This is a genomic window from Nonomuraea sp. bgisy101 (genome assembly GCF_057708945.1).
In genome coordinates, this window is sequence record NZ_JBYITD010000014.1 from 78,842 (window position 1) to 92,954 (window position 14,113).

10 protein-coding genes are annotated in these 14,113 nt (G+C 70.4%); 7 read left to right on the forward strand and 3 right to left on the reverse strand.

Features of this window, described 5'->3' with window-relative positions:
• Window positions 1-6 precede the first annotated feature (6 nt).
• The 5 genes from frc to AC3EO4_RS26070 all read left to right on the forward strand — a co-directional run bounded on the left by frc (window position 7) and on the right by AC3EO4_RS26070 (window position 6,403).
• Window positions 7-1,230: a formyl-CoA transferase gene (gene frc, locus AC3EO4_RS26050; protein WP_379578197.1), complete on the forward strand. Its 1,224-nt coding sequence runs from the start codon at window positions 7-9 to the stop codon at window positions 1,228-1,230.
• Complete coding sequence (locus AC3EO4_RS26055) at window positions 1,230-3,347, forward strand: acetate--CoA ligase family protein (RefSeq protein ID WP_431898297.1); 2,118 nt, start codon at window positions 1,230-1,232, stop codon at window positions 3,345-3,347. The genes frc and AC3EO4_RS26055 overlap by 1 nt, the downstream gene beginning before the upstream one ends.
• A 130-nt stretch (window positions 3,348-3,477) precedes the next feature.
• Window positions 3,478-4,962, forward strand: coding sequence for an Nramp family divalent metal transporter (locus tag AC3EO4_RS26060; RefSeq protein WP_431898299.1), 1,485 nt, complete (start codon window positions 3,478-3,480; stop codon window positions 4,960-4,962).
• Complete coding sequence (locus AC3EO4_RS26065; RefSeq protein WP_379578191.1) at window positions 4,962-5,411, forward strand: hypothetical protein; 450 nt, start codon at window positions 4,962-4,964, stop codon at window positions 5,409-5,411. The genes AC3EO4_RS26060 and AC3EO4_RS26065 overlap by 1 nt, the downstream gene beginning before the upstream one ends.
• A complete protein-coding gene (locus AC3EO4_RS26070; protein WP_431898302.1) occupies window positions 5,408-6,403 on the forward strand; it encodes a TerC family protein in 996 nt (331 codons plus the stop codon). Before AC3EO4_RS26065 ends, AC3EO4_RS26070 begins: the two co-directional genes overlap by 4 nt.
• 111 nt (window positions 6,404-6,514) lie before the next feature.
• On the opposite strand, the gene AC3EO4_RS26075 is transcribed toward AC3EO4_RS26070, so the two are convergent.
• From AC3EO4_RS26075 to AC3EO4_RS26085, 3 genes are all read right to left on the reverse strand, one after another.
• Complete coding sequence (locus tag AC3EO4_RS26075; RefSeq protein ID WP_379578187.1) at window positions 6,515-6,691, reverse strand: hypothetical protein; 177 nt, start codon at window positions 6,689-6,691, stop codon at window positions 6,515-6,517.
• A gap of 644 nt (window positions 6,692-7,335) precedes the next feature.
• Window positions 7,336-8,070, reverse strand: a complete 735-nt coding sequence (locus tag AC3EO4_RS26080; protein ID WP_379578185.1) for a GntR family transcriptional regulator — start codon at window positions 8,068-8,070, stop codon at window positions 7,336-7,338.
• 865 nt (window positions 8,071-8,935) lie between these two features.
• Window positions 8,936-11,257: a hypothetical protein gene (locus tag AC3EO4_RS26085; RefSeq protein WP_431898304.1), complete on the reverse strand. Its 2,322-nt coding sequence runs from the start codon at window positions 11,255-11,257 to the stop codon at window positions 8,936-8,938.
• A 98-nt stretch (window positions 11,258-11,355) separates the two neighbouring features.
• On the opposite strand from AC3EO4_RS26085, the gene AC3EO4_RS26090 reads away from it, so the two are divergent.
• Together AC3EO4_RS26090 and sucD are read left to right on the forward strand one after the other, a co-directional pair.
• Window positions 11,356-12,588 (forward strand): succinate--CoA ligase subunit beta, encoded by a 1,233-nt coding sequence (locus AC3EO4_RS26090; protein ID WP_431898306.1) that lies wholly within the window; start codon window positions 11,356-11,358, stop codon window positions 12,586-12,588.
• Window positions 12,588-13,484 carry a succinate--CoA ligase subunit alpha gene (sucD, locus tag AC3EO4_RS26095; RefSeq protein ID WP_431898308.1) on the forward strand — a complete coding sequence of 299 codons (897 nt, stop codon included), beginning with the start codon at window positions 12,588-12,590 and terminating at the stop codon, window positions 13,482-13,484. Before AC3EO4_RS26090 ends, sucD begins: the two co-directional genes overlap by 1 nt.
• The last annotated feature ends 629 nt before the right edge of the window (window positions 13,485-14,113 follow it).

The following is a 14,113-nucleotide window of genomic DNA, read 5'->3' on the forward strand; positions in this document are numbered from 1 at the left end:
CGACAGATGAAGGCACTGGAAGGCGTCCGCGTCCTCGACATGACCCACGTCCAGTCGGGCCCCTCGGCCACCCAGCTCCTCGCCTGGCTCGGCGCGGACGTGGTCAAGCTGGAGGCCCCCACCGGCGACATCACCCGCCAGCAGCTGCGCGACGTGCCAGGAGTCGACAGCCTCTACTTCACGATGCTCAACTGCAACAAGCGCAGCATCACGCTCAACATGAAGAGCGAGCGGGGCAAGGAGCTGTTCGCCGAGCTGGTGAGGAGCTCCGACATCCTGGTGGAGAACTTCGGCCCCGGCGCGGTCGACCGCATGGGGTTCACCTGGGACCGCCTCCAGTCGCTCAACCCCCGCCTCATCTACGCCTCCATCAAGGGGTTCGGCGCGGGCCGCTACGCGAAGTTCAAGGCGTACGAGGTGATCGCCCAGGCGATGGGCGGCTCGATGTCCACGACGGGCTTCGAGGAGGGTCCGCCGCTGGCGACGGGCGCGCAGATCGGCGACTCGGGCACCGGCATCCACGCGGTCGCGGGCATTCTCGCCGCCCTCTACCAGCGCGAGCAGACCGGCAGGGGCCAGCGCGTCCAGGTGGCGATGCAGCATGCCGTACTGAACCTGTGCAGGGTGAAGCTGCGCGACCAGCAGCGGCTGGCGCACGGTGCGCTGAAGGAGTACCCGAACAGGACGTTCGGCGAGGAGGTGCCGCGCTCCGGCAACGCCAGCGGCGGCGGCCAGCCGGGCTGGGCGGTGCGCTGCGCGCCGGGAGGGCCGAACGACTACATCTACGTGATCGTGCAGCCCGTCGGGTGGAAGCCGCTGTCGGCGATCATCGGCAGGCCCGAGCTGGCCGACGACCCCGAGTGGGCCACTCCTGAGGCGCGGCTGCCGAAGCTGGACAAGATGTTCCAGCTCATCGAGGAGTGGAGCATCCGCCACGACAAGTGGACGGTCCTGGACACGCTGAACGCGGAGAACATCCCCTGCGGTCCCATCCTGTCCACGAAGGAGCTGGTCGAGGACGGCAGCCTGCGCGAGGAGGGCATCGTCGTCACCGTCGACCATCCGGAGCGCGGCGAGTTCGTGACCGTCGGCAGTCCCCTGCAGCTGTCGGACTCGCCCGTCGACGTCAGGACGCCGCCGCTGCTCGGCGAGCACAACCAGGAGATCTACGCGGCCTTCGGCGTGGGCGCCGACGAGCTGGCGGAGCTGAAGACGAACGGAGTCATCTAGTGACGACGAGGGAGATTCTGGAGAAGGCGCTGGCCGAGGGCCGCACGGCGCTGACCGCCCCCGAGGGGAGGAGGATCTGCCAGGAGTACGGCATAGCGACCCCCGGCGAGGGGCTGGCCACCTCACCCCAGGAGGCCGTCGAGATCGCGGAGAGCATCGGCCTGCCCGTCGTCCTGAAGATCGTCTCGCCGGACATCCTGCACAAGACGGACGCGGGCGGTGTGCTCGTCGGCCTGAGAACCGGTGAGGAGGTCCTGGCCGGCTACGACACGATCCTGGCCAACGCCCGCGCGTACGACCCCGACGCGGTCATCGACGGCGTCCAGGTGCAGCAGCTCGTCGGCGGCGGCCACGAGGTCATCATCGGCGCCGTCACCGACCCCACCTTCGGGAAGGTGGTCGCGTTCGGTCTCGGCGGTGTCCTGGTCGAAGTGCTGAAGGATGTGACCTTCCGACTTGCCCCGCTTTCGGGTGATGATGCACTCGGGATGCTGGACGACATCAGAGCGGCCGAAGTGCTGCGAGGTGCTCGGGGTGCGGAGCCCGCCGACAGACAGGCGCTCGCGCACATGATCGAACGCGTCGGCGCCCTGGTCGGCGACCACCCCGAGATCGTCGAGGTGGACCTCAACCCGGTCTTCGCGGGACCGGACGGCGCCGTGGCCGCCGACGTGCGCGTCCTCATCGGCGAACCCCAGCCCGAGAGGGAACGCCTGCCGCGCGAGCTGATCCTTGAGCAGATGTCGCGCATCTTCAAGCCGCGCTCCGTCGCGGTGATCGGCGCCTCCGCCGAACAGGGCAAGATCGGCAACTCGGTCATGCGCAACCTCATCAACGGCGGCTACCAGGGCCAGATCTTCCCGATCAACCCCAAGGCCGACGACATCATGGGGCTGCCCGCCTACAAGAGCGTGGCCGACGTGCCGTTCGACGTGGACGTCGCCGTCTTCGCCATCCCCGCCGCCTTCGTCCCTGCCGCGCTGGAGCAGGCCGGCGAGAAGGGGGTCGCCGGCGCCATCATGATCCCGTCCGGCTTCGCCGAGACCGGCAACGTCGAGGGCCAGCAGGAGATCGTCGACATCGCCAGACGATACGGCGTGCGCTTGCTCGGCCCCAACATCTACGGCTACTACTACACGCCCGAGAACCTCTGCGCGACGTTCTGCACGCCGTACGACGTGAAGGGCAGCGTGGCGCTGACCTCCCAGAGCGGCGGCATCGGGATGGCCATCCTGGGCTTCAGCCGTACCACCAGGATGGGGGTGTCGGCGATCGTCGGCGTCGGCAACAAGGCCGACGTCGACGAGGACGACCTGCTCACCTTCTTCGAGCAGGACGACAACACCCGCGCGGTGGCGATGCACCTGGAGGACCTCAAGGACGGGCGCGGGTTCGTCGAGGCGGCCCGCAGGGTCGTCAAGCACAAGCCGGTCATCGTGCTCAAGGCGGGCCGTACCGCCATGGGCGCCAAGGCCGCCGGCTCGCACACCGGCGCGCTGGCGGGCGACGACAAGGTCTACGACGACATCCTGCGCCAGGCCGGCGTCGTCAGGGCGCCAGGCCTGAACGACATGCTGGAGTACGCCAGGTCGCTACCGCTCCTGCCCACACCCCAGGGCGAGAACGTCGTGATCATCACGGGCGCGGGCGGCTCCGGCGTCCTCCTGTCCGACGCGTGCGTCGACGCCGGGCTCACGCTCATGGAGATCCCCGACGACCTCGACCAGGCCTTCCGCGCCTACATCCCGCCCTTCGGCGCCGCCGGCAACCCGATCGACATCACCGGGGGCGAACCCCCTTCGACCTACGAGAACACCGTTCGTCTCGGCCTCACCGACCCCCGCATCCACGCGCTGGTCCTCGGCTACTGGCACACGATCGTCACACCGCCGATGGTCTTCGCCGAGCTGATCGCCAGAGTGGTCGAGGAGGAGCGCGCCAACGGCAACGTCAAGCCGGTCGTCGCCTCGCTCGCGGGGGACACCGAGGTGGAGGAGGCCTGCGACTACCTGTTCGACCACGGCGTGATCGCCTACCCGTACACGACGGAGAAGCCGGTGGCGGTCCTCGGCGCGAAGTACCGCTGGGCGAGGGCCGCGGGACTGCTCCACGAATGAGGGACGCGCGCGGGCCAGAGCGGCCCGTAGCGGTCCGAACGCACGTTTCTCGTCAGCAGCGGCGACGAGCCGAGCCGCTGAAGGGGGCCCATCGCGACACGGCACAACCACCCCCCAGGAGGTCCGTCAGTTGGACACGTCCGAGACGCCGGTGACCACCCCGCCGGTAGAAGACAAGCGAGTATGGAAAGCGGGCCGGCTCGAGCCGATGCCCATCCGCAAGCTGCCCGACGCCCCACCCTCGGTGCACATCCTCGGTCCCACCGTGTTCCTCGTCGCCCTCGGAGTGGGCATGGGCGAGTCCTACATGTGGCCGCGCCTGGTGCTGCTCTTCGGGCCGGAGATCCGCTGGTTGTTCCTGATCGGCGTCACCCTGCAGGCCGTGGTCATGCTGGAGATGGCGCGCTACGCGATGGCGACGGGAGAGAGCATCTTCTCCGGCGCCGCCCGCGTCTTCAAACCGCTCATGTGGTTCTTCTTCGCCGTCGCGATCCTCGTCTACATCTGGCCCGGCCACCTGTCGGCGGGCGCGGCGGCGTTCGAGGAGATCACCGGAATCCCGTGGACGGTGACCGCCATCACGGGACTCATCCTGGTCGGGGTCGTCTTCAGCCTGGCCAAGGTGATCTACAACGTCCTGGAGAACCTGCTGTCGCTGCTGATCGGCGCGCTGGTCGTCGGCACGGCCGTGGTCGCGGCGATGGTCGGCTCGTGGGGCGACGTGGTCAACACCATCACCGGCATGTTCTCGTTCGGCTACCTGCCGTCCGAGGCGTTGTCGGCGGCGTGGTTCCCGGTGATCGTCGGCGCGTGCGCCTTCGCGGGCCCGTCCGGCATGCAACAGATGTGGTACACGCTGCACCTGCGTGACTCGGGCGCGGGCATGGGCGTGCACATCCCGCGCATCCGCGGCCTGCGGCACGCGGGTGAAGAGGAGGCCATGCCCTCGCGTGGCTTCATGTTCGACACCGAGGACCCCGCCGAGATGGCGAAGTGGCGGGGCTGGCGGCGCTGGGTCACCTTCGACGCACTCCTGCTGTTCTGGGGCGTCACCATGCTGGTGACGATCTCGTTCACGGTGATCGCGCAGGCGGCCGTCAGGCAGAACCCCGGCGTGCGCACGGTCATCCAGGGCGACGACAGAGAGGTCGCGCTCAGCGCCATGGCCGACGCCGTCTCCTCGGCCGGCAGCTCGGTGCTCGGCGTGGTGTTCCTCGGCTTCATCGCGCTGATCGGCCTGAACGCGACACTCGGCCTCTTCGACTCCTTCTCGCGAGGCCAGGCCGACATGACCTACAACTTCGTGCCAGGAGCCAAGAAGCTGCGCATGTCCCACCTGTACGCGGGCTTCCTGTGGGGCGTGATCATCTTCGGCATCCTGATCCTGCTGTTCGGACCCGCCGACGGGCCGAGCGGCATCCTGGACACGCTGGCGTTCCTGTCGACGTTCGCGATGGGCGCGTACTGCGTGACGCTGCTGCTGGTCAACAACCGCATGCTGCCCAAGCCGATCAGGCCGCGATGGTGGTCGAACGTCATCATCGGCTTCGGCGCCGTGTTCTACCTCGGCATGCTGTTCTACAGCCTGTTCGCCTTCGGCGTGGTCGTGGGCTGATGGAGTTCCTTCACACCCTCGAACTCGCCGTTCCAGGGCTGGCCGTCGGCGCACTGGCCGGAACCATGGCCGGCGGGCTGACCCTCATCGCGGGTCAGCCCGCGGGCGCGGCCGTGCTCGCCCTGCCGCTGGCGCTCTTCGGCGGGCTGTACGGCATGCTGCTCGGCCACGGCCCGTTCCGCCCCGGCACCTTCGCCCCCGCAGGACTGCTGTGGCTCCTGGCCTTCCCGCTCTCGCGGCTGCTCCAGGAGTCCATCGTGGCCACGGGCGGCATGGCCGACGGCGTCTGGCCGTTCCTGGCCTACCAGGCGATGGTGAGCCTCGGATTCGCCATCGGGTTCCTGTGGCTGCACGAGCGGCTCATGCCGTACTGGCTGCTGCGGGTGAGCGACCGCAACCCGCGCGCCGCGCGGCTGCTCACCCACTACGTGAGGAGGGCCCCCGCATGAACCTGCCTCCCTGGATCTGGCTGGCCACGATCGCGGGGTTCGTGCTCGTGCTGGCCGTCGACTTCTATCTGGTGGCGCGCAACCCGCGCGAGCCGTCCTTCAAGGAGTGCGTCGGCTGGGTGACCTTCTACGTGGCCCTCGCGGGGGTGTTCGGCGCGGGGCTGCTCCTGCTGTCCGGGCCCGCGCACGGCGGCGAGTTCTTCGCCGGCTGGATCACGGAGTACTCGCTCAGCGTCGACAACCTCTTCGTCTTCCTGCTGATCATGAGCAGGTTCCAGGTGCCGATGCGGTACCGGCAGAAGGTCCTGCTCGTCGGCATCGTGCTGGCGCTGATCATGCGCGGCGTGTTCATCGCGCTGGGCGCGGAGGCCGTGACCCGCTTCGACTGGCTGTTCTACGTCTTCGGGGCCTTCCTCGTGTACACCGCGTGGAAGCTGATCTCCTCCTCGGAGGAGTCGGCCGAGTTCTCCGAGAACGCGGTGCTCAGGGCGGTGCGGCGGGTCCTGCCGACGACGTCCGCCTACCACGGCGCCTCGCTCACGGTACGGCAGGACGGCAGGCGGATGGTCACCCCGATGCTGATCGTGATGACCGCGATCGGCACCACGGACCTGCTGTTCGCGCTCGACTCCATCCCGGCGATCTTCGGGCTGACGAGGGAGCCCTACCTGGTCTTCACCGCCAACGCCTTCGCGCTGATGGGACTCAGACAGCTGTTCTTCCTCATCGGAGGGCTGCTGGACCGGCTCGTCTACCTCAGCAAGGGACTGTCGGTGGTGCTGGCCTTCATCGGGGTGAAGCTCGTCCTGGAGGCCCTGCACCACGACGGGGTGTCGTGGGCGCCGGAGATCCCGATCCTGGTGTCGCTCGGAGTGATCGTCGGGACCCTGGCGGTGACCACGGTGGCGAGCCTGGTCAAGTCGGCCCGAGACAGGGGTGCGGCCGCGATGCCGTCCACCGCCGCCTCCTCGGCCGACTCCGATCGGACCTGACCCCTACGGCCGGACGGCGCCCGAGGGCTCGGTTCCCGTGGGTGTCGACCGATTCCCGCGGGCGGGGCGTGATGTCCCGCCCGCGGCCAGGCATGCCCCCGGGGCGCGTGCCTAGCCGCGCGCCGTCCTGTCGCTCTCCGCCTCGGCGGCCCATGCGCGCAGGTAGCGGTCGGCTTCCTCCGCCGAATAGTGCCGCTTCACGGCCAGCCCGACGGCAAGCCCCAGCATGCGCCCGTCGGCCGAGTGGCCCAGGGGCTCGCTGAGGAGAAAGCGGGCGATCGCCTTCATTGATCATCACCTCCCTTCCATCGTCTACCCGGGGTGTTTCGGTGAAACGGCCACAGGTGAACTCCGCGTCAACACTTCGACCGGCGTCCGCGTCGCGTGTTCGCCCGGGGCGGTCGGTCGTGGGTTCGCGCGGGGCGGTCGGTCGTGGGTTCGCGCGGGGCGGCCGATCGTGGGTCGCCCACCCGCACCGGCGTCTCCTCACGAACCTGCCGCCCCCACTATGCGCCGGTCCCCGGTACTGCTGGGAGGGTTCCGCGCCCTGTGGAGAGGCCGCACGCCGCGCGAAGGCACAGGACACCAGCCCGCACCGACACCTCATGCTCACGCCCCGCCGACTTCCTCGGCTCCCCGACTCGCCGACCCTCCGGGCCGTCCGCCTCGCCGGCTCTCTCGGCGACCCTTCTGGCCTGCCGATTCGCCGACCTTCTCGGCTGACTCGCCGACCCTCCGGGCCGTGCGCCTCGCCGGCTCTCTCGGCGACCCTTCTGGCCCGCTGACTCGCCGACCTTCTCGGCTGACTCGCCGACCCTCCAGGCCCCCCGATTTGTCGGCCCCGGCCTCTCCGAACAGCCGGGCTCTTGGAGAACGCGAATCATCAGGTGGCGTCCGGGCCGCCGCCACTCAAGCTCGTGTGAGGCTCAAGGTCAGCTCCCCGGTGCGGTCCTCATGCGGCGGCGCCGTACCGGCTGCGGGGCGGGCTCCTCCGGCTGGTTCTTCCGCTGCTCCAGGTACGACACCCTGGTGTGCTCGGTGTGCTCCCGCATGATCTGCGCGGCCATCTCCTCGTTACCGTCGGCGATGGCGTCGATCAGGTCCTCATGCTCCCGCCACGACGTGAGCCCCCGCTGCCGGGCCACCGGCGTGTGATACCACCGCACCCTGCGAGCCACCTGCGCCGCCAGCTCCGCCAGGACCTTGTTTCCCGACAGGGCCGTGATCAGCGCGTGCAGCTCCGAGTTGGCCGCGACCGCCGTATCCGTGTCCTCCGCATGCGCGGCCGACGCCCCCCGCGCGCACAACCTCCGCAGAGCCGCCACGCCGTCTTCGTCCGCATGACGCGCCGCCAGCCGCGCGGACTCCGTCTCCAGCAGCGCACGTACGGCGAGCAACTGGTCGGCCTCCTCCACGCTCGGCGAGTGCACGAACGCGCCCTGCCCAGGATGAAGGTCCACCCAGCCCTCGCCGCTGAGCAACTGGAGCGCCTCACGAACCGGCTGCCGCGACACCCCCAGCAACTCGGCGAGCTCGTTTTCCACGAGATGCTGCCCAGGACGCAGTTGCCCTGAGACGATCAGCTCCAGCAGCGCCTCGAACACGCTCTCCCTGAGCGGCACGGGCCGCGGGATCTTCGCCGCCGCCCCCGTTTCAGACTGCAACATATCGGCACCTCTACGGTTTGTTGTCGACTGCCTACAGCATACAGTTTCACGCATTCACGTGCCTGGTGAGCCGCGTCACAACCTCAAGGTGACCCCCAACACAACCCACCGCCACCCCGCAAACAAGCACCCGCCCGACACCAGTGACCGATCCGCCCAACCGAGGGGAGCCACTCCGCACGCGGGAACCGAGGGGAGCCACTCCGCACGCGAGAACCGAGGGGAGCCACTCCGCACGCGAGAACCGAGGGGAGCCACTCCGCACGCGAGAACCACTTGGCCCGCGAGAACCACTTGGCCCGCGAAACCACTCCGCCCTGTAGGAACCACTTGCCCGCGGGAACCCACTCCACCCAACCGAGGGGGACAATCCGGCCAACCGTGGGGACGGACTCCGCCCACCAGCGGGCACTCCATGCGACCGCTAGCACCTGAGTCTCAGCATGCCCCGCCGCGGCCGCACGCTCGCGCTTCCGCGCCAGGGTCACTTCAACGCCAGGGCCGCTTCAACGCCAGGGCCAAGCCGTCCCATCACTTCCGCCCAAGTGCCAGGTCCTGACCTGGTCCACTTCAGCGCAAAAGCCGAGCCGTCCCAGGGCCACGTCCGCGCCAGGGCCAAGCCGTCGCAGGGCCGAGCAGTCCCAGGGCCACGCCGTCCCAAGTCCACGTCCGCGCCAGGACCTCTTCCGCCCAAGCGCCAGGTCAGCGCCAGGACCTCTTCCGCCTCAACCACTTCCACCTCAGGGGCTACTTCCCCAGCGTTCTGTCCGCGCCAGGATCACTCCGCGCTAGGGCCGCGTCCGACGTCAGGGCCGCGTCCGACGTCAGGGCCACTTCCGCCCCACAACAATGTCGAAACGTTGCATCAGACGGGGATCGTCGCTGGCCGCCCCGGCACGCGCAGGCCGAGACTCGCCATCGCGGCCACCAACGCCGCACCGCCCATCACCACGAACCACCCGGTACCGGCGAAAGGCCCCCCGAGCCCGGCGGCTGCCGTACCACTCAGAAGGGTGCCGGCCAGCGCCACACCGACAACGCCCGCGACCGCCTTGGCGCTGTAGACGACCTCATGGATCTCCCGTACCTGCCCCTCTCCGAAGAACTCCCGCACCAGCGCCGCCACCAGCGGGTAGAACGCACCTCCCGCTGCTCCTGCCACCACCGCGCCGAGGATCACCGCGTCCGCCGCCAGCAGCATCTGCCCGATCCCCAGCACGGCCATGGTCAGGGCCAGCGCACGCCTACGTCCCATCACCTCGGACACCCGCATCGCGCACGCCCGTCCGACTCCGTTCAACCCGATCAGCACGGCCAACGCCGGCCAGGACCCCGACGTCCCCACGGCCACCACGTTGAAGATCGAGATCGTCCCCGCGCAGAGCAGGATGCCGGCGAGCACCCTCAGTGCGGGCGTCCTCACGGCCTGGCCGAGCGTGAACTCCCGCACCGCAGGCGGCGTCCTTCGCAGTATCACGGCGTCGAGCGCGCGCTCCCTGGGGTCGACCGTGTCAGGCCACCAGCGATACGGCGGCACCCGTACGAGGTGAGCGGCCAGCCCGATGGCGATCAGCGCAACAGCCGCACAAACCCCGAACCCCGCTCCCAACACGCCCCCAATCCAGGACTCCACGGCTCCCGACCCCATGACCCCCGACCCCATGACCCCCGACCCCAGGGCGCCGGACCCCATGACCCCGGACTCCAGAGCACTGGATCCCATGACCCCGGACTCCATGACCCCGGACTCCAGGGCGCCGGAGGCGCCGGACCCCGTGGCTCCCGGGCCCATAGCCCCCACGCCCACGGCCCCCGGGCCCAAGACCTCCGAACCCACTGCCCCTGCCCTCTCGGAGGCCGAATCGCCCGTCCGGGAGGCGAGGTCGACGTCACCCGCCCACAACGCGACACCCAGGAGAGCGACCAGCGGAAGCGCCCCGTACCCGAACGCCCCCGTCACGTACCCGACCCGCGCCGCCGCCCGTTCCGGATACCAGCTCGCCACCAGGTGACTGCACGCCCCATACACCAGCCCGCCCCCGAGTCCCCCCAGTATCGAGAAGCCGACCAGCAACACCCACAGCTGGTTCGACAGCGCGACCGTGGCCAGCCCCAGCCCGCTGAGCACCGCCCCCACCGCGAGGGCGGGCTTCACCCCGATGCCGGTCGTCCCTCGCCACCGGCCCCTTCCCTCTCGCACCTTCCGCTCACCCGGCGCGGGTGAGGTCCTCGCGCCGATACCGGTTCCCTGCCGCCGCCCCTCACCGCCTCGCGCCCGTGGCGCGTCCGCCGCCGGTGTCGCTTCTGTGCCGATGCTGGTCGCATGCCCCCACGCCTCGCTGCCCCGTGCCCGTGGCTCACTTGCTGGCGGTATGGGACCCGCGTCGGTGTCGCTCCTGTGTTCCCGGGCCTTGCTGCCTCGTGCTTCGAGTCGGTCTGCTGCGGCTGTGGTTGTCGCGTCGACGCCGGTTGCGTGCCGCCGCGCCTCGTTGCCTCGCGCCTTGGGGCCGTCTGTTCCCTGCGTGAGGCTTGTTCCCTGCGTGGGGCTGGCGTGGGTGTCGGTCCTGTGTCTCCGCGCCTCATTGCCTCGGGCCTCGGGTTGACCCGTTCCCTGGACGGGGCTCGCGTGGATGCCGGTTCCGTGTCGCCACGCCTCATCGCTCCATGCCCCGGGTTCGTCCACCGTGGGCGTGGATCTCGCGTCCGCCGTCTGCCGCCGATCCTCGCCGCCCTCGGACTCCCGCCCGTCAACCCCGAGCGCGCCCCTGTCGTCACTCGCCCCCGGCTCACCCTCCACGACCCACCGCCTGCCCGGCGACCTGACCTGATCGTCGGATCCGGCCCTGGGGTCGTCCGCCGTCATTCCACGGGGATCCCCTCGGATTCCCGGGTCGCGTCGCAGGGCTGTGGTCGTCGCGTGCAGCGTGGGGACGGACGCGTGGGGGCGGAGGAGGAGTGCGGCCAGCGACTGGCAGGCGATCCAGACCGCCAGGGGGAGTAGCGCCGTGTCCAGTGTGCGGCCCTCGGCGAGGAAGGCCGGTACGGCGGCGGCGTAGCCGTACTGCATGGGTGCGATGGCGAGCATCGACAGCCAGGCCAGCGTGAACATCCGGCGCCGGTCGGCGGGTGGGGCGGACACCAGGTAGGAACGTCCGCGCCAGTCCCGGACGAGGAATGCATTTTCCATACTGTATGGGATATCCGGTCTACCGTCGGCTGTCGAGGCCCTAGACGAGACATATTCCATACGGTATACCGTCTACAAGAACCGCATAGGGAGTCTCGATGGACCTGTACGAGTACCAGGCGAAGGAGCTCTTCAACCGGCACGGTGTCCCCGTACCGCGCGGCGGGGTGGCCGTCACCCCCGATGAGGCGCGGTCGATCGCGGCGGAGTTGGACACCCCGGTTGTCATCAAGGCCCAGGTCAAGACCGGAGGCCGGGGCAAGGCGGGAGGGGTGAAGCCCGCGGCGGGACCTGCCGCGGCGGAAGAGGCGGCGGGCCGCATCCTCGGGATGGATATCAAGGGGCATACCGCCCACTCGGTGCTCGTCGAGGAGGCCACGGTGCCGTTCGAGGAGTACTACGCCGCCTTTCTCGTGGACCGGGCGAACGGCTGCTTCCTCGCCATGGTGTCCACAGAAGGCGGTATGGACATCGAAGAGGTCGCCGCGACCAGGCCCGAGGCGCTGGCGAAGGTGCCGATCGACGCCCTCGGCGGGGTGGACGGGGCGGCGCTCGCCCGTACGGCGGGGCTGCCCGACGCGGCAGCGCCGGTGCTCGACCGGTTGTGGCGCGTGATGGTCGAGGAGGGGGCCCTGTTGGTCGAGGTCAACCCGCTGGCCTGCACGACCGACCAGCGCATCGTGGCCCTCGACGGGAAGATCACGCTGGACGGCAACGGGTTGTTCAGGCACGAGGGGCCGCACGGCGGGCAGGCGGCTCGCGAAGCCGGCCGTCCCGTGGGGGAGCGGGAAGCCGGCCGTCCCGTGGGGGAGCGGGAAGCAGGCTGTCCCGTGGGGGAGTGGGCGGAGCGGGAGGACGAAGGAGACGGGCTGGAGGCCAGGGCGCGCAGGCGCGGTCTCAACTACGTGAAGCTCGACGGCCAGGTGGGCATCGTCGGCAACGGTGCGGGCCTGGTCATGAGCACGCTCGACGTCGTCGCCCAGGCAGGCGCCCAGCCGGCGAACTTCCTCGACATCGGCGGCGGCGCGTCGGCCAAGGTGATGGCCGACGGACTGGAGATCATCCTGTCCGACCCCGACGTCCGATCGGTGCTGGTGAACGTGTTCGGCGGGATCACCACCTGCGATGCCGTCGCCACCGGCATCGTCTCCGCGCTCGAACTCCTCGGCGAGCGCGGCCGGGCGCGCCCGATCGTCGTCCGGCTGGACGGCAACAACGCCGAGGTGGGCAGGCGCATCCTCAGCGACGCCAGGCACCCCGCGCTCCGGCAGGTTTCCACGATGGACGGCGCCGCCGAGCTGGCGGCCAGGCTCGCGACGGCAGGTGCGTGATGGCGATCTTTCTGACCAAGGACAGCAGGGTCCTCGTGCAGGGCATGACCGGCGCGGAGGGCGCGAGGCACACCGCCAGGATGCTGGCGGCCGACACCGACATCGTGGCGGGCGTGACGCCCGGCAAGGGCGGCAGGTCGGTGGACTTCGGCGACAGGAAGGTGCCGGTCTTCGGCACGGTGGCCGAGGCGATGGAGGAGACCGGCGCGGACGTGTCGGTGGTGTTCGTGCCGCCGAGGTTCGCAGGGGCCGCGGTGGAGGAGGCGGCCGAGGCGGCGATGCCGCTCTGCGTGGTGATCACCGAGGGCGTTCCCGTGCACGACACACTGCGGTTCCTGGCCAAGGCGCGAGGCCGTACCAGAGTGGTCGGGCCGAACTGTCCCGGACTCATCAGCCCAGGGCAGGCGTCGGCCGGGATCGTCCCGGCGGACATCGCGGGCCACGGCAGGATCGGGCTGGTGTCGAAGTCGGGGACGCTGACCTACCAGCTGATGTACGAGCTGCGGGACCTCGGGTTCTCCACGGCGGTCGGCATCGGCGGCGACCCGGTGATCGGGACCACGCACATCGACTGCCTGCGAGCCTTCGAGGACGACCCCGCCACCGAGGCGATCGTGGTGATCGGGGAGATCGGGGGCGACGCGGAGGAACGGGCCGCGGCGTTCATCTCGGCGCGGGTGACCAAGCCCGTGGTGGCGTACGTGGCGGGGTTCACGGCGCCCGAGGGGAAGACGATGGGCCACGCGGGGGCGATCGTGTCCGGCTCGTCGGGTACGGCGCAGGCGAAGAAGGAGGCGCTGGAGGCGGCGGGGGTCAGGGTCGGCAGGACGCCTTCGGAGACGGCCAGACTCATGCGATCGGTCCTCGCAGGCCGCCCGATCAGGGAGGCGTCGTGACCGCCACGCCGCCGACCGGGGGGCTGAGTGTCCTGCGGGGCGAGCCGCCGACCCTGGGACGGGCCGTCGTGACGGATGTGCGAGGAAGCCGCGGGTACGGCCGGCCCGCGGTGGTCGGCGTGGGAGCGGCGGAGGGGTCGGGCGTCGTGTCCGGCGTTGCGTCTGCCCGGCCGCGGGAGCGGGTCGTCGTCGTGGCCGGTGCGGGAGGAAGCCGGGCTTGTGCCTGGCCCGCGGTGGTCGGCGTGGGAGCGGTGGAGGGGTCGGGCGTCGTGTCCGGCGTTGCGTCTGCCCGGCCGCGGGGGCGGGTCGTCGTCGTGGCCGGTGCGGGAGGAAGCCGGGCTTGTGCCTGGCCCGCGGTGGTCGGCGTGGGAGCGGTGGAGGGGCCGGGCGTCGTGACCGCCGTGCCGCCGGGCCGGGGGAGGTGGCGGGTCAGGGCGATGGTCGAGTCTCCGCGCCCCAAGCGGCGGCGGGGTGTCGTCCCACGCGCGCGAGGGACGGGCCCCGGCAGGCGGGGTGCCGTCACACACGTGCGAAGGGCGGGCCCCAGCGGGCGGGGTGCCGTGTCGGGCGAACGGGCGGTCCGGAGCCGGCGACGACGTGCGTGCGGGCTGGGGAGCGAGCGCGGGTCA